Source organism: Cupriavidus pauculus (genome assembly GCF_002858765.1).
GTDB classification, from domain to species: Bacteria; Pseudomonadota; Gammaproteobacteria; order Burkholderiales; family Burkholderiaceae; genus Cupriavidus; species Cupriavidus pauculus_B.
In genome coordinates this window covers 50,365-64,490 of sequence record NZ_PJRP01000022.1, presented here as the reverse complement: position 1 = coordinate 64,490, position 14,126 = coordinate 50,365, and the positions used below count along the sequence as shown (strand labels likewise).

The window sequence follows — 14,126 nt, the reverse complement described above, 5'->3', positions numbered from 1 at the left end:
CTACGCGAGGGCGCTATTGTGAAGCAAAACCGTTTTCGCTGCCGGACCCCGCCGCAATGGCCCTTCGCTGGAGTCCTGTATCCGCCGGTATCCAGCGGCCGGTCCGCCACTGTGGGATAGGGCACAAGAGCATGGCGGCGCATGCACGCGTCGCCCTATGCTGAATACATGCGGCGCCGGGGTACCGTACCCACGAAGCATGGCGCCGGTTGCCGCGCGTTTTATCGTGTGGGAGGGGATATGTCCCTGCGTAATGCTCTGCTTTTTTCGGCCATTGGCCTGGCCTGGACCCTTCCCGCCCTGGGGCAGGGATGCCAGCACGACATGCAGTGCAAGGGTGACCGGATCTGCAACATGGGCACGTGCACGGCGCCCGACGCCGACGGCTCCGATGCCTCGACGCCGACATCCTCCGCCAACAAGTCGATGCCGACGATTAAGCTGTCGCCACAGCAATCGTCACCGCCCTCCTCGCAACCGCAGCAACCTTCGCAACCATCGCCGCAACAGTCGCCGCCTTCGCAGAGTCAGCCGCAGTCGCAACACGTCAGCGTGCCGCGCAGCTGCTGCACCGTTGCGGGCAAGTTGCGGCTGGCACCGGCCCAGTCCGGCGACGCCCCGCTAGTGGCTGGCGATGCCTGCCAGGGGATGACCACCACCGGCAAACCCGTGCCAGGCACGGCCTGCAACTGAAACGGAGTGCCCGCTCAGGCGGCGGGCAACGATGCAACGATGGCCTGGCGCAGCCACTGGTGCGCGGGGTCGCGATGCACGCGCTCGTGCCAGAGCATCGACATCTCGTAACCGGGGACATCGATCGGGGCGTCCATCACCTGCAGCGCCGGGTTGTCGGCGACCAGCCGCGCCGGCAGCATTGCCACCAGATCGGTGCTGGCCACCACGGCCGCCACATAGAGGAAGTGCGGCACCGACAGCGCCACGCAACGCGAAAGCCCCGCCGCCGCCAGCGCCTCGTCGGTGACGCCGAAAAAGCCGCCGCCGTCGGGCGACACGATCACATGCTCCAGCGCGCAGAACTGGGCGAGCGTCGGCTTGCGCTTCAGGCGCGGATGCCCGGCGCGCCCCACCAGCACGTAGTGCTCGGTGAACAACGGCAGGCGATGCAGCGATGCCGGAGACCCTTCAGTGGTGTGGAAGGCCAGATCGATGTCGCCGTGCTCCGCCTGCCGCACGAGGTTGGCCGGCACCATCTCCACCACGGCCACCCGGGTGCCGGGCGCGGCCTGGCGCAGCCCTGCCAACGCGGGCAGCAACACCGTCGACTCGCTGTAGTCGGTGGCCCCGATGCGCCAGGTGTCGGTGGCCACGGCCGGATCAAACGGGTGTTCCGGCGCGACCGCAAGTTCCAGCGCGGCAAGCGCGTCGCGCAACGGCCCGCGCAGCGATTCGGCACGTGCGGTGGGTCGCATGCCGCGCGGCCCCGGCAACAGCAGTGGATCGTCAAAGATCTCGCGCAGCCGGGCCAGATGCACGCTGACCGACGGCTGCGAATAGTGCAGGCGCTCCGCGGCGCGGGTGACGTTGTGCTCCGACAGCAGCACATCCAGCGTGACCAGCAGGTTCAGGTCGAGGCGACGCAGGTTGGTCATGGCTTGTGTCGCATTGCAATGGCTAATAGCTGGGATTCTGGATATTCATTTCTACTATACCCAAGCCGCGCCTATCCTGACCTCACCGATTGATCAATGGAAGGCTGTCATGAACGTACTGATTGTTTACGCCCACCCCGAGCCCACGTCGCTGAACGGGTCGCTGCGGGATTTTGCGGTGCAACGACTGGAAGCCGCCGGGCACCAGGTGCAGGTATCGGATCTCTATGCCATGCAGTGGAAGGCACCGCTCGATGCCGGAGATACGCTGGAGCGCCGACCCGGTGGCGCACCATTCCACCCCTCGCTCGATTCCCGTCACGCCTTCGAGAACGGCGTGCAGAGCCCCGATATCGTCCGGGAGCAGGAAAAGCTGCGCTGGGCCGACGCCGTGATCCTGCAGTTTCCGCTCTGGTGGTTCTCGATGCCGGCCATCCTCAAGGGCTGGGTCGAACGCGTGTACGCCTACGGTTTCGCGTACGGCGTGGGCGAGCACTCGGACGCGCGCTGGGGCAACCGGTATGGCGAAGGCAATCTGGCCGGCAAGCGGGCGATGCTGATGGTGACCACGGGCGGTTGGGAATCGCACTACGGCCCGCGCGGCATCAACGGGCCGATGGACGACATCCTGTTCCCGATCCAGCACGGCATCCTGTTCTACCCGGGCTTCGACGTGCTGCCCCCGTTCCTGGTCTATCGCACCAACCGCATGGACGCGGCGCGCTACCAGGCCACGACCGATGCGCTGGGCGAGCGGCTGGACCAGCTCTTCACCGCCGCCCCAATCGCGTTTCGTCCGCAGAACAGCGGCGCCTACGAGATTCCGGCGCTGACGCTGCGGTCCGATATCGCCGCGGGACAGACCGGCTATGCGGCCCATGTGTCCGAGGCGGCCTGAGCTCTGAAATCGACGGGGGCGGCTCGGAGGGAGTTATCAGCCTACCGGTCCCGGGTGACGCTTACGCCAGCATCCACGGTGCCGTAGGCGGTCACGCTCGATTGCCGCTCGCCGATATCGGAAACGGTGGTGCACCCCTGGGCCGAAGCCAGCAGGAAAAATATGCCGATCGTGCTGAAGATGACGCGCATGGTAGAGCCTGAATCGTAGCAATGCAGGCTTCGACGTCAGGGTGGGCCGGGAAGTTTCACGCTTCCCGGCTGGCCGCAGTTAGTCCGGATGGGCGGCACGCGCGTTGCTTTGACGGCGGGCACTGACGGCAACCCCGTCGCCGCCAATCAGGAGACCGGCATGGCCACGCTATCGAAGGGCGACAAGGTCCATTGGCAAACTTCTCAGGGCCCCACGGCGGGCACGGTCACCCGCAAGGTGACCGGTACGGCCCGTGCGGGCGGTCATGTGGCCAAGGCATCTCCCGACGACCCGCAGTACGAGGTCAAGAGTGCCAAATCCGGCAAGAAGGCGATCTACAAGGCCGCGGCGCTGAAGAAAGCACGCTGAACCGGCTTGGGTGGCGGCTTGCCGACCGAGCCGCTCAGGCCGCCTGTGGACCGCGCGCTGCGCGTGCCTCCTGACGGTAATGCCGCGTGTGGCGATACAGTCCGTACAGGCTGGTGGCCGTGAAGCCCAGCTGCTGGACGAACAGGCCATAGGTGCCCGTGACCAGTGCAAAGGCGCTCCACACCAGGTTCGAGCACAGGTACGCGATCCATCCCCAGCGCGACGCACGATTGTGCAGCGCCACCAGGAACGATCCACTCATGGCCAGGGCGCACCCCGACCATTCCAGACCAGTCAGCAACTGAGGGATTTGAGCGGCAAGCTCCATGTGGATTGTCTCCGATTTGCGTTCATTTTTTGTATGCAAAACGGAGACTACCGGAAATGGGCCGGATCACGCAAGCGGTATGTCTGCGCCGCGCCGCCGTGCTAGGCGCCGGGCCGCGCGGAGAGGACCAAGGCGGTGGGTAGCACGCGCCACGCGGCGCTACAATGCGCGCTCTCTACCCTAGGAAACGCATGCATGCTGCCGGACAGCGAATCGCTACTCCTGCTCGTCACACGAGAAATGCCCTTCGGCAAGCACAAGGGCACACTGATCGCCGACCTGCCGGGCAACTACCTGAACTGGTTTGCGCGCGAGGGCTTTCCGCCCGGCGAGATCGGCCGGCTGCTGGCGCTGATGCATGAGCTCGACCACAACGGTCTTGCGGACCTGCTGAAGCCGCTGCGCGCCCGCGTGTCCGGCCGATAGATGGCAATGAAAAAGGGCCAGCGCGTGGCTGGCCCTGTAGTCGTGCCGGCAGCCCTTACTTGACGGCCTGGGCCGGCGTCGGCTGGTTGGCGGTACCCGGCGGGATCTGGTAGCTCCAGGTCTCGCTGAGCGGCTTGCCGTTGGCCACCAGGGCCTCGCGCATTTCCACCACCTTGTTCGGATCCTTGACCTTGATGCGCAGCGTCACGCGATAGCCCTTGGTCACCGGATTCGGCTGCAGCACGTTCTCGATGACCTCGGCGTTGTCACCGACGCTGAACTGCGCCTGCACCAGCGTATTCGCCGGCAGCGAGGCCAGCGGGCCGCCCTCGAAATCGATCACGAAGCCCAAGCTGCCATCCAGATGACGGATCAGGTTCTTCTGCGTGATCTCACCGGCCGTGCGCAGCGTCTGCCTGGCCCACGCCAGGTCCTTCGCGAACATGCCGCGCTCGTCCATGGTCCAGTGGATCGTGTAGTCGGCCCTGATCGGCGTGCCCTTCGGCGGCAGTTGGTCGAGCGTCCAGAACGACACGATGTTGTCGTTGGTTTCGTCCGGTGTGGGAATCTCCACCAGTTCGACCTTGCCGCGTCCCCAGTCGCCCTGCGGCTCGATCCACGCGCTCGGGCGCAGGTCGTAGCGGTCCTTCAGGTCCTCATATGACGAGAAATCCCGGCCGCGCTGCATCAGGCCGAAGCCGCGCGGATTGTTCACCTGGAACATGCTCAGCGCCACGTACTTCGGGTTGTTCAGCGGGCGCCAGAGCCATTCGCCGTCGCCGGTATGGATCGCCAGGCCATTCGAGTCATGCAGCGCCGGGCGGAAATTGTTGGCATCGCGCATCTGCTGCGGGCCGAACAGGAACATGCTGGTCAGCGGCGCAATACCCACCTTCTTGACCGCGCCGCGCATGAAGACGCGCGCCTGCACCTTCAGCACCGCGTCGGAATCGGGCTGCAGCTCGAAGCGATAGGCGCCCGTGGCGTTCTTCGAATCCAGCAGCGCGTAGAACACCAGGCGCTTGTCTTCGGGCTTCGGCCGCTCGATCCAGAACTCGCGGAAGGCCGGGAATTCCTCGGGCTCGGACAGCCCGGTGTTGATCGCCAGGCCCCGCGCCGACAGACCGTAGACCTGCCCCTTGCCGATCACCCGGAAATAGCTGGCGCCCAGTACGCTCATCACCTCGTCCAGCTTGTCGGCGCGGTTGATCGGGTACAGCACCCGAAAGCCCGCATAGCCAAGCTTGTTGGTGGCGGCCTTGTCGAGCTTGAGATCGCCAAAATCAAAGCGGCTGGGTTCGTACTTGATCTCATGGACGCGGCTGTCGACGATCTCGTTGATCCGCACCGGCGTACTGAAATGCATACCCTGGTGGTAGAAGCCGAGCTTGAACGGCGTGCCCTCCCCTTTCCACTCCACGTTGTCCATCTTCGGCTGGATCTTGATGTAGTCGCCGAACTGCATCTGCGCAAAGACGGGCGGCAGGTTGCTGACCGGCGCCGCATAGGGCTGGTCGGCCAGTTTCTTCGCGCGGGCGGTTACGTCATCCAGCGAAAACGCTTGCGCCTGCGCGGCGCCGAGCAGGCATCCGACAAGGGCGACGCCCGGCAAGACAAATTGCAACCTGTTACGAAACGACGCGACGGGGCGAGCGACGAAAGCGGCAAACACCAATCAACCTCCTGGATTTACATCGGAAAAAGCCACACAGGGGCCACAAACTAGCCATTTTAGGCACAGTAAGGCTGTAAACTTGCGGCGCAGTTCAGAAAAATAACCGATTTCGCCTGACGTGCCTGTCAGACACGTGGCGACAGCCGGGCATGCGCCCTTGCCGCATCATGGGGCCCGATGATCCCGGCAGTGCGTCCGCCAGTCCGCCCATCAGAGACAACGAACAATGCGAATGCTTTCCACGCTGGCGCTTGCCGCCAGCCTTGCCTGCGCGCCCATGTTTGCCGGCGCCGCCCCTGCCGCACCCGCCGACACTGCCGCCCCGGCGTCGGCCAACCCGGCCACTGCCGCCGACAGGCAGGCGTTCATCGACAGCCTGATCGGCCGGATGACGCTGGACGAGAAGATCGGCCAGCTGCGCCTGATCAGCATCGGGCCCGAGATGCCCGCGCCGAAGCTGATGGAGGAAATCACGGCCGGACGCGTTGGCGGCACGTTCAACTCCGTCACGCGCAAGGATAATCGCCCGCTGCAGGAAGCTGCCATGCGCAGTCGCATGAAGATTCCGATCTTCTTTGCCTATGACGTGGTACATGGCCACCGCACCGTGTTCCCGATCAGCCTGGGCCTGGCGTCGAGCTGGGACATGGGCGTGGTGGAAAAGGCCGCACGGATTTCCGGCCAGGAGGCCGCATCCGACAGCCTGGACGCCACGTTCGCGCCGATGGTCGACATCTCGCGCGACCCGCGCTGGGGCCGCACGTCGGAAGGCTTCGGCGAAGACCCGTTCCTGGTTTCCCAATGCGCTCGCGCCAGCGTGAAAGGCTTTCAGGGTACGTCGCCGGCCAACCCGGACAGCGTGATGGCGTTCGTCAAGCATTTCGCGCTGTACGGCGCCGTGGAAGGCGGTCGCGACTACAACACCGTCGACATGAGCCCGCAGCGCATGTACAACGACTACCTGCCGCCCTACCGCGCCGGCCTGGAAGCGGGCGCCGGCGGCGTGATGATCGCGCTGAACTCGGTCAACGGCCAGCCGGCCACGTCCAACAAATGGCTGCTGCGCGACCTGCTGCGCAAGGAATGGGGCTTCAAGGGCGTGACCGTGAGCGACCACGGCGCCATCGACGAATTGCTGCGCCATGGCGTGGCCAGCACGGGCCGCGACGCCGCCAGGCTGGCCATCGAGGCCGGCGTGGACATGAGCATGGCCGATACGCGCTACCTCGAACAGTTGCCCACGCTGGTCAAGTCCGGCGCGGTGCCGATGTCGCTGATCGATGAAGCGGTACGCGAAGTGCTGAACGCCAAGTATGACATGGGCCTGTTCCAGGACCCGTTCCGCCGCATCGGCCGCGCCGCCGACGATCCGCCCGACGTCAATGCCGAAAGCCGCCTGCACCGCGCCGAAGCGCGCGACGCGGCGCGCAAGTCGATGGTGCTGCTGGAAAACCGCCATCGCACGCTGCCGCTGAAGAAAGGCGGCACGGTGGCCGTGATCGGCCCGCTGGCCGATGCGCAGATCGACATGATGGGCAGCTGGTCGGCCGCAGGCGTACCGAAGCAGTCGGTCACGCTGCTGCAGGGCATGCGCGATGCGCTGGCCGGCAAGGGCCAGGTGACCTACGCGCGCGGCGCCAATATCACCGACGACCCGCGCGTGGTGGGCTACCTGAACTTCCTGAACTGGGACGACCCCGAGGTGGTGCAGGACAAGCGCGCCGACGGCGACATGATCGACGAAGCCGTGCGCGTGGCGCGTGGCGCGGAAACGATCGTGGTGGCGGTGGGCGAGACGCGCGGCATGTCGCACGAGGCGTCGAGCCGGTCCAGCCTGGGCTTGCCCGGCAGCCAGCTGGCCCTGCTCAAGGCGCTCAAGCGCACCGGAAAGCCACTGGTTCTGGTACTGATGAACGGCCGCCCGCTGACGATCAACTGGGAAAAAGAGAACGCCGACGCCATTCTGGAGGCCTGGTATCCCGGCACCGAGGGCGGCCATGCCATCGCCGACCTGCTGTTCGGCGATGCCAATCCGTCGGGCAAGCTGCCGGTCACGTTCCCGCGCTCGCTGGGCCAGATTCCCACGTACTACAACGCGCTGCGCATTGGCCGGCCGTTCACGCCGGGCAAGGCGCCGAACTACACCTCGCAGTACTTCGAGGAGGAATACGGCCCGCTGTACCCGTTCGGCTACGGCCTGAGCTACACCACGTTCAGCATGTCCGATGTGCGGCTGTCCGGCGCGAAACTGGCCCGCGACGGTCAGCTCACGGCCAGCGTGACCGTGAAGAACACCGGCGACCGTGCCGGCGAAACGGTGCTGCAGCTGTATCTGCAGGACGTGATGGCATCCACCGTGCGGCCAGTCAAGGAGCTCAAGGACTTCCGCAAAGTGATGCTGGCACCGGGCGAATCGCGCGTGATCGACTTTCCGATCGGCGAGGACAAGCTCCGGTTCTACAACACCAGCCTCGAATACGTGGCCGAACCGGGCGAATTCAACGTGCAGGTGGGTTTTGACTCGGCTGCCGTCAAGGAAGCGAGGTTCACGCTCGAATGATCGATATCCACGCCCCGGCGCCACGCCGGGCCGGGGCGTCAAACTTCATCGACGGGAAGGTTCAGCGATTGCCGTCCAGCAGGTCGTTGAGCACTTCGTCGAACGTCGCCTGGGCGTCTTCCAGCGCCTGCAGCGCGGCGTCAAACGTCTGCAAGGCGATCTTCGACGGCTTGCCGCCGCCTTCCGGTGGGTATTGGCTTTGCAGCGCGGTGAAGGCCACCTGCACCTGGCGCGTGGCATTGACCACGCGCTCCATTGCCTGCGCCTCCTCGGCGCGCTTCTGTTCGTCACTCATGCAACAGCCCCCTGTGGCCGTAATGTCGATATGCGGCATATCGTACAAGAACTTGCGGGCACCCTGCCGGGTCCAACGCCGCATTGCCAGAAATTCGGGTAGGCTGGACGGGACATTACTGTCCGTGACCCCGTCTGTCACCGCCCGTCGTCACTGTTCAACGCCCCCATGTCATCGTCGTTATTGCGCAGGACGCTGACCGCCACTCTCGTGACGGCCGGCAGCTTTGCCTGCTATTGGACCTATCTCACCGTCAACCAAGAGCGCCTGCTGTTCGATGCGCGCCGGCGCCCGCCGCGCGACCTGCCCGACGGCATCGACGCCTATTCGCACCCGGTGCCCGGCGGCCTGTTCCGCGGCTACACCTACCATGCCGACCACGAAGGCGTGCGCGACCTGCTGTTCTACCTGCCGGGACGCGGCGAAGACGTCCTGGAAACGCTGCAGTTCATGAAATGGCTGCCCGGCGGCATGGGCTTCGCCACCTTCGACTACCGTGGGCTGGGCCACTCCGACGGCATGCCGTCCGAGGCCGCCGCCGTGGCCGACGCGAGCCAGTTCCTGCTGCATATCCGTCGCGCCTTTCCGGGCGTGCGCGTGCATGTGGTGGGTCGCTCGCTCGGTACCGGCGTGGCGATCCAGCTGGCCGACCTGCAAGATTTCGAGAGCCTGCAGCTGATCACCCCGTACGATTCGCTGCTCGAGATCGTGCGCAAGCGCTTTCCGCTGGTGCCGCTGCGCCAGCTGATGCGCCATCACTTCGATTCGATCTCCCACTGCAAGAAAGTGGTGCAGAGCACCAAGGTGCTGCTTGCCGAGCGCGACGACGTGGTGCCGCACGCGTGCTCCGAGCGGCTGATGGCCGCGTGGCCCGGCCCGGTGGCCGTGCAGACCATTGCCGGGGCGGATCACTACACCATCGTCGAATTTCCCGAGACCTGGCTTGCCCTGTGCGAATTCGCCCAGCAGGTGCCGCATCAGCCGCCCCCGGCGCACGAAGGGCCCCGGCATGCGCCGAAGGCGCCGCCTCCCGACGTGACCGAAACCGGTGTGCCGTTGCCGCTTTCCGCAGCGCGGTAGAATGCGCGCCATGAAAAAAATCGTAGTCAAGGCTGCGGCCGTGACCGCAGGGCTGGCGGCGGCCGGTGTGCTGCTGGCCGGTTTTGCCGCGGTGATCAGCTTGCGGCAGCTGCCGTCCGTCGACGCGCTGCGCGACTATCGCCCCCAGGTGCCGCTGCGTGTCTTCACCCGTGATGACGTGCAGATCGGTGAATTCGGCACCGAGCATCGCGAGTTCGTCCCCATCGACCGCATGCCGAAGCTGATGTCCGACGCGCTGCTGGCGGCCGAGGACGACCAGTTCTACAGCCATGTGGGTGTGGACGTGCCAGGCCTAGTCCGCGCCGCGCTGGCGAACATCGGCGAAGGCTACGCCCAGGGCGCGTCCACCATCACGATGCAGGTGGCGCGCAATTTCTACCTGTCGCGCGAGAAGACGCTGTCGCGCAAATGGTACGAGATCCTGCTGGCCTTCGAGATCGACCGATCGCTGCCCAAGGAGCGCATCCTCGAGCTCTACATGAACCAGGTGTACCTGGGCGAGCACGCCTATGGGTTCGGCAGCGCGGCGCAGACCTATTTCGGCAAGCCGCTGGCGCGGTTGTCGCTGGCTGAAACCGCCATGCTGGCGGGCCTGCCGAAGGCACCCTCGACGATGAATCCGGTGGTCAACCTGCCGCGGGCCAAGCGCCGCCAGGAATACGTGCTCGGCCGCATGCTGGCGCTGGGCATGATCACGCAGGACCAGTATCGCGATGCGCGCAACGCGCAGATCGTGGTCAGCCACGATGCCAATGGCCGCTTCGACGGACACGCCGAATACGTGGCCGAACTGGCGCGCCAGCTGGCGCACGACCGTTTCGGCGACGAAGCCTACACCCGCGGCATCAATGTCTACACCACGGTATCGTCGATGCACCAGACGCAGGCGTATGACGCCGTGCAGGCCGGCATCGAGCGCTACGGCAAACGGCATGGCGCGGCAAAGTCCGCCACGGCGCTGCCCCAGGCGGCGCTGATCTCGCTGGACGCCCGCACCGGCGCCATCGAGGCCATGGTGGGCGGCAGCGACTTCAACACGAACCGGTACAACCACGCCACGCAGGCACAGCGTCAGCCAGGCTCGACGTTCAAGCCGTTCATCTATTCGGCGGCGCTGGAGCGCGGCATCTCGCCAGGCACGCTGATCAACGACGCGCCGCTCGACAATTCACCGCGCTGGCAGCCGTCGAACGACGACGGCCGCTTTGTCGGCCCGATCACGGTGCGCCAGGCGCTGGCCGAATCACGCAACCTGCCGGCGATCCGCACGCTGCAGACCATCGGCATTCCGTATGCGATCGACTTCGCGGGCAAGTTCGGTTTTGCCACCAAGCGCCTGCCGCCGTACCTGCCGATGGCACTGGGTACGGGCACCACGTCGCCGCTACGGCTGGCGGCGGCTTATGGCGTGTTCGCCAATCAGGGCCACCGCATCGAGCCGTACTTGATCGAGAAGATTACCGACGGCGACGGCAACGTGCTGTTTGCCGCCGATACCACCGAGCCGCCGCGCGTGATTTCCGAGCGCAACGCCTTCGTCATGAACAGCCTGCTGCAGAGCGTGGTAGACGAAGGCACAGGCGCCGGCGTGAAGCGCTATCTGCACCGCGACGATGTGGCCGGCAAGACCGGCACCACGAACGATTCGGTGGACGGCTGGTTCGCGGGCTACGGGGGACAGGTGGTCACCGTGGCGTGGATGGGCTTTGACGACAACCGCACCCTTGGCCGGCACGAGTTCGGCGCGACCACGGCACTGCCCATCTGGGCTGCCTATATGGAAGGGCGCCTGGCCGGCGTGCCCGACGCCGGCTTCGCGCCACCGCCGCAACTGGCCCAGTTCAACAACGATTGGGCCTACGCCGAGAACGCGGACGGCACCCACGGCATGGCGTCGCTGGGATTCCCGCCGCCACCGGCCGTGCCAGACCTGCCGGCCGATGGCAGCGTGCCGGTCGCCCCGGCCCCGACGCCCGCCGCGCTGGACGTGCCTGCATCCACCAACGCCCAGCGCGCCGGCGGCGCCGCCCTTTGATGCCGCATCTTTGACGCCCACCCTCTGATCTGACGCCACCCTTTTGACGCCACCATGCCCGTCTACGCCACGCCGCTGATCTGGGTCGTTGCCACGCTGGCCACCCTGGGCGTGCTGTTCCGCCCGTTCCGGCTGCCGGAGCCGTTCTGGGCCATGTCCGGCGCGCTGCTGCTTTGCGTGGCCGGCCTGCTGCCCTGGCGCGACGCCCTTGAAGCGGTGGCGCGTGGCAACGACGTCTACCTGTTTCTGGCGGGGATGATGCTGATCTCCGAACTGGCGCGCAAGACCGGGCTGTTCGATCATGTGGCCGCCCTGGCCGTGCGCAGCGCCCGCGGGTCGGCGCGGCGCCTGTTCGTGCTGGTTTATGGCTTCGGTATCGCCGTGACGGCCTTCATGTCCAATGACGCCACAGCCGTGGTGCTGACCCCCGCCGTGCTGGCCGCCACGCGCGCCGCACGCGTACGGCATCCCCTGCCCTACCTCTACGCCTGCGCGTTCATCGCCAACGCCGCCAGCTTCCTGCTGCCGATCTCGAACCCGGCCAACCTCGTGCTGTTCGGCGAACGCATGCCACCGCTGATGGGCTGGCTGGCGCGATTCACGCTGCCCTCGGTCGTAGCCATCGTCATGACGTTCGTGGCCCTGTACTGGACCCAGCGCGAATCCCTGGCCGAACGCATCGCGGACGACGTGGAAACGCCGCCGCTAACGCTGCAGGCATGGCTGACCACGGTGGGCATCGTCCTAACCGGCGCGGCGCTGCTGACGGCGTCACTGCGCGGCATGGACCTGGGCTGGCCCACCTTTATCGGCGGCGCCGCCACGCTGCTGGCCGTCTGTGCCACGCAGCCCCGGCTGCTGCGGCCAGCGCTGACCGAGGTATCGTGGGGCGTGCTGCCAATGGTGGCCGGACTCTTCGTATTGGTGGCAGGCCTGTCGCGGACCGGTCTCACCGTGCAACTGGCCCGCTGGGTGCACGAATTGTCGCTGCGTCACGGCGCGGAAGCGGTAGTCGGCGCGGGGATGGCCGGCGCCCTGGTCGGCGTGGTCAGCAATATCGTCAACAATCTGCCAGCCGGGCTATTCGCCGCGTCGGCACTGGCAGCCGGGCACGCGTCTGACACCGTTACGGCCGCGGTGCTGATCGGCGTGGACCTGGGGCCCAACCTGTCGGTCACCGGCTCGCTGGCCACGTTGTTGTGGCTGACGGCGCTGCGCCGCGAAGGGCATGTTGTCAGCGCCGTCACATTCCTTAAAACGGGCGCCATCGTGATGCCGCTGGCACTCCTTCCGGCCCTTGCCATCTTGCGCTGAATCCGCGCGGCCCGTTTTCGCTTATAGTGAAGCACCGCGCACCGCGCCCTTTTTCCCGCCGATCACCAGCGGCCGCACATGTCACACAAGGATCACCCCGAGGGGACCACGCACCCTGCCCACACGCCGGTTTCCAACCGCATTCGTGCCCGGATCGCCGAGGCCGGTGAGCGGTTTCATGCTAACGACAACATCGCCCGCTTCATCGAGCACGGCGAACTCGATGCCTTGCAGGCCGAGGTCGAGGCACGCATGGAAGAGGTGCTGCGCACGCTGGTGATCGACGTCGACCAGGATCACAACACCCGCGAAACGGCCCGCCGCGTGGCCAAGATGTATCTGAAGGAGATTTTTGCCGGACGATACGCCAAGGCGCCCGAAGTGACGGAATTTCCCAACGTCGAGCAGCTCAACGAGTTGATGATCGTGGGCCCCATCCGCGTGCGGAGTGCCTGCTCACATCACCTGTGCCCGATTATCGGCAGCCTTTGGGTAGGGGTCATGCCGAACCGCCATTCCAACCTGATCGGGCTGTCCAAATACGCCCGCCTGGCCGAGTGGATCATGTGCCGCCCCCAGATCCAGGAAGAGGCGGTGGCCCAGGTGGCGGACCTGCTCCAGGAAAAGATGAATCCCGACGGCCTTGCCATCGTGATGGAAGCCGAGCATTTCTGCATGCACTGGCGCGGCGTGCGAGATACCGACGCCAAGATGACCAATAGCGTGATGCGTGGGTCATTCCTGAAGGACGACAAGCTGCGTCGCGAATTCCTGACGCTGCTGAACCTGAATCGCCGCTGATCCGCTCCGCCACCGCAGGAGGCCGCCATGCTAGTTCGACTGCTATACGCCAGCCGCGCCCGGGAACCACTGGCCGCCGATGTGCTGGATGCCATCCTCGAAACCAGCCTGGCGCAAAACCCCCGCCACGGCATTACCGGCGTGCTGTGCCACAGCAACAGCATCTTCCTGCAGGCGCTTGAGGGCAGCCGTGAAACGGTGTCGCGCCTTTACCTCAATATCGGACAGGACAAGCGCCATCACGATGTGGTGCTTCTGCACTTCGAGGAAATCGCGGAGCGGGCGTTTTCAGGCTGGTCGATGGGGCGCGTCAACGCCGGCAAGATCAATGCCGCGACACTGCTCAAGTACTCGGCACAGGGCGAACTCGACCCGTACCGCATGCCTGGCGCAGCATCGCTGGCACTGCTCAAGGAACTGATCGCCGGGGCCTCGATCGTCGGTCGCAGTTCGGATCGCGGACGAAGCTGAAGGCTGAGAACGAGTTCTGCGTAACGGTTGTCCGCAGTCGACGGTCGCGTG

General features: G+C 65.8%; 15 protein-coding genes. 10 read left to right on the top strand and 5 right to left on the bottom strand.

Annotated features, from left to right (window positions below):
* Positions 1 to 240: 240 nt before the first annotated feature.
* Positions 241 to 693 carry a hypothetical protein gene (locus tag CYJ10_RS30145; protein WP_101685109.1) on the top strand — a complete coding sequence of 151 codons (453 nt, stop codon included), beginning with the start codon at positions 241 to 243 and terminating at the stop codon, positions 691 to 693.
* Positions 694 to 707: 14 nt separating this feature from the next.
* Here CYJ10_RS30145 and CYJ10_RS30140 read toward each other — a convergent pair whose 3' ends face one another.
* Positions 708 to 1,610: a LysR family transcriptional regulator gene (locus CYJ10_RS30140; RefSeq protein ID WP_101685108.1), complete on the bottom strand. Its 903-nt coding sequence runs from the start codon at positions 1,608 to 1,610 to the stop codon at positions 708 to 710.
* A 109-nt stretch (positions 1,611 to 1,719) separates the two neighbouring features.
* Here CYJ10_RS30140 and CYJ10_RS30135 point away from each other — a divergent pair, with 109 nt between their 5' ends.
* Complete coding sequence (locus CYJ10_RS30135; RefSeq protein WP_101685107.1) at positions 1,720 to 2,508, top strand: NAD(P)H-dependent oxidoreductase; 789 nt, start codon at positions 1,720 to 1,722, stop codon at positions 2,506 to 2,508.
* Positions 2,509 to 2,549: 41 nt separating this feature from the next.
* Here CYJ10_RS30135 and CYJ10_RS34340 read toward each other — a convergent pair whose 3' ends face one another.
* Positions 2,550 to 2,699, bottom strand: a complete 150-nt coding sequence (locus tag CYJ10_RS34340; protein WP_180863114.1) for a hypothetical protein — start codon at positions 2,697 to 2,699, stop codon at positions 2,550 to 2,552.
* A gap of 160 nt (positions 2,700 to 2,859) precedes the next feature.
* On the opposite strand from CYJ10_RS34340, the gene CYJ10_RS30130 reads away from it, so the two are divergent.
* Entirely contained in the window at positions 2,860 to 3,069 is a 210-nt protein-coding gene (locus CYJ10_RS30130) for a hypervirulence associated TUDOR domain-containing protein (protein ID WP_101685166.1), read from the top strand.
* Between the two features lie 34 nt (positions 3,070 to 3,103).
* On the opposite strand, the gene CYJ10_RS30125 is transcribed toward CYJ10_RS30130, so the two are convergent.
* Positions 3,104 to 3,397, bottom strand: a complete 294-nt coding sequence (locus tag CYJ10_RS30125; RefSeq protein ID WP_101685106.1) for a nicotinamide mononucleotide transporter — start codon at positions 3,395 to 3,397, stop codon at positions 3,104 to 3,106.
* Between the two features lie 195 nt (positions 3,398 to 3,592).
* Between CYJ10_RS30125 and CYJ10_RS30120 the strand changes: the two genes are divergently transcribed.
* The gene (locus tag CYJ10_RS30120; protein WP_101685105.1) at positions 3,593 to 3,823 is read left to right on the top strand and encodes a DUF3820 family protein; all 231 of its coding nucleotides are present in this window, start codon (positions 3,593 to 3,595) and stop codon (positions 3,821 to 3,823) included.
* Between the two features lie 55 nt (positions 3,824 to 3,878).
* On the opposite strand, the gene CYJ10_RS30115 is transcribed toward CYJ10_RS30120, so the two are convergent.
* Positions 3,879 to 5,435 carry a glucan biosynthesis protein G gene (locus CYJ10_RS30115; protein WP_101685104.1) on the bottom strand — a complete coding sequence of 519 codons (1,557 nt, stop codon included), beginning with the start codon at positions 5,433 to 5,435 and terminating at the stop codon, positions 3,879 to 3,881.
* Between the two features lie 295 nt (positions 5,436 to 5,730).
* On the opposite strand from CYJ10_RS30115, the gene bglX reads away from it, so the two are divergent.
* The gene (gene bglX / locus CYJ10_RS30110) at positions 5,731 to 8,058 is read left to right on the top strand and encodes a beta-glucosidase BglX (RefSeq protein ID WP_101685103.1); all 2,328 of its coding nucleotides are present in this window, start codon (positions 5,731 to 5,733) and stop codon (positions 8,056 to 8,058) included.
* Positions 8,059 to 8,119: 61 nt separating this feature from the next.
* Here the strand turns inward: bglX and CYJ10_RS30105 are convergent, their stop codons facing one another.
* A complete protein-coding gene (locus tag CYJ10_RS30105) occupies positions 8,120 to 8,353 on the bottom strand; it encodes a hypothetical protein (protein WP_101685102.1) in 234 nt (77 codons plus the stop codon).
* Positions 8,354 to 8,521: 168 nt separating this feature from the next.
* Here CYJ10_RS30105 and CYJ10_RS30100 point away from each other — a divergent pair, with 168 nt between their 5' ends.
* The 5 genes from CYJ10_RS30100 (at position 8,522) to CYJ10_RS30080 (ending at position 14,075) form a co-directional block, all read left to right on the top strand.
* Positions 8,522 to 9,433 carry an alpha/beta hydrolase gene (locus CYJ10_RS30100; protein WP_101685101.1) on the top strand — a complete coding sequence of 304 codons (912 nt, stop codon included), beginning with the start codon at positions 8,522 to 8,524 and terminating at the stop codon, positions 9,431 to 9,433.
* A gap of 1 nt (position 9,434) precedes the next feature.
* Positions 9,435 to 11,489 carry a penicillin-binding protein 1A gene (locus tag CYJ10_RS30095; RefSeq protein ID WP_101685100.1) on the top strand — a complete coding sequence of 685 codons (2,055 nt, stop codon included), beginning with the start codon at positions 9,435 to 9,437 and terminating at the stop codon, positions 11,487 to 11,489.
* Between the two features lie 54 nt (positions 11,490 to 11,543).
* Positions 11,544 to 12,803 carry an arsenic transporter gene (locus CYJ10_RS30090; RefSeq protein WP_101685099.1) on the top strand — a complete coding sequence of 420 codons (1,260 nt, stop codon included), beginning with the start codon at positions 11,544 to 11,546 and terminating at the stop codon, positions 12,801 to 12,803.
* 78 nt (positions 12,804 to 12,881) lie between these two features.
* Positions 12,882 to 13,604, top strand: coding sequence for a GTP cyclohydrolase I (gene folE, locus CYJ10_RS30085; RefSeq protein ID WP_101685098.1), 723 nt, complete (start codon positions 12,882 to 12,884; stop codon positions 13,602 to 13,604).
* A gap of 27 nt (positions 13,605 to 13,631) precedes the next feature.
* On the top strand, positions 13,632 to 14,075 hold the full coding sequence (locus tag CYJ10_RS30080; RefSeq protein WP_101685097.1) for a BLUF domain-containing protein: 444 nt from the start codon (positions 13,632 to 13,634) through the stop codon (positions 14,073 to 14,075).
* Positions 14,076 to 14,126 lie beyond the last annotated feature (51 nt).

Excerpts from the sequence above, each read along its gene's own strand:
- CYJ10_RS30125 (WP_101685106.1), bottom strand. The coding sequence starts at position 3,397 with ATGGAGCTTGCCGCTCAAATCCCTCAGTTGCTGACTGGTCTGGAATGG.
- bglX (WP_101685103.1), top strand. The coding sequence starts at position 5,731 with ATGCTTTCCACGCTGGCGCTTGCCGCCAGCCTTGCCTGCGCGCCCATG.
- folE (WP_101685098.1), top strand. The coding sequence starts at position 12,882 with ATGTCACACAAGGATCACCCCGAGGGGACCACGCACCCTGCCCACACG.
- CYJ10_RS30120 (WP_101685105.1), top strand. The coding sequence starts at position 3,593 with ATGCTGCCGGACAGCGAATCGCTACTCCTGCTCGTCACACGAGAAATG.
- CYJ10_RS30080 (WP_101685097.1), top strand. The coding sequence starts at position 13,632 with ATGCTAGTTCGACTGCTATACGCCAGCCGCGCCCGGGAACCACTGGCC.
- CYJ10_RS34340 (WP_180863114.1), bottom strand. The coding sequence starts at position 2,699 with ATGCGCGTCATCTTCAGCACGATCGGCATATTTTTCCTGCTGGCTTCG.
- CYJ10_RS30145 (WP_101685109.1), top strand. The coding sequence starts at position 241 with ATGTCCCTGCGTAATGCTCTGCTTTTTTCGGCCATTGGCCTGGCCTGG.
- CYJ10_RS30095 (WP_101685100.1), top strand. The coding sequence starts at position 9,435 with ATGCGCGCCATGAAAAAAATCGTAGTCAAGGCTGCGGCCGTGACCGCA.
- CYJ10_RS30100 (WP_101685101.1), top strand. The coding sequence starts at position 8,522 with ATGTCATCGTCGTTATTGCGCAGGACGCTGACCGCCACTCTCGTGACG.
- CYJ10_RS30105 (WP_101685102.1), bottom strand. The coding sequence starts at position 8,353 with ATGAGTGACGAACAGAAGCGCGCCGAGGAGGCGCAGGCAATGGAGCGC.
- CYJ10_RS30140 (WP_101685108.1), bottom strand. The coding sequence starts at position 1,610 with ATGACCAACCTGCGTCGCCTCGACCTGAACCTGCTGGTCACGCTGGAT.
- CYJ10_RS30090 (WP_101685099.1), top strand. The coding sequence starts at position 11,544 with ATGCCCGTCTACGCCACGCCGCTGATCTGGGTCGTTGCCACGCTGGCC.
- CYJ10_RS30130 (WP_101685166.1), top strand. The coding sequence starts at position 2,860 with ATGGCCACGCTATCGAAGGGCGACAAGGTCCATTGGCAAACTTCTCAG.
- CYJ10_RS30135 (WP_101685107.1), top strand. The coding sequence starts at position 1,720 with ATGAACGTACTGATTGTTTACGCCCACCCCGAGCCCACGTCGCTGAAC.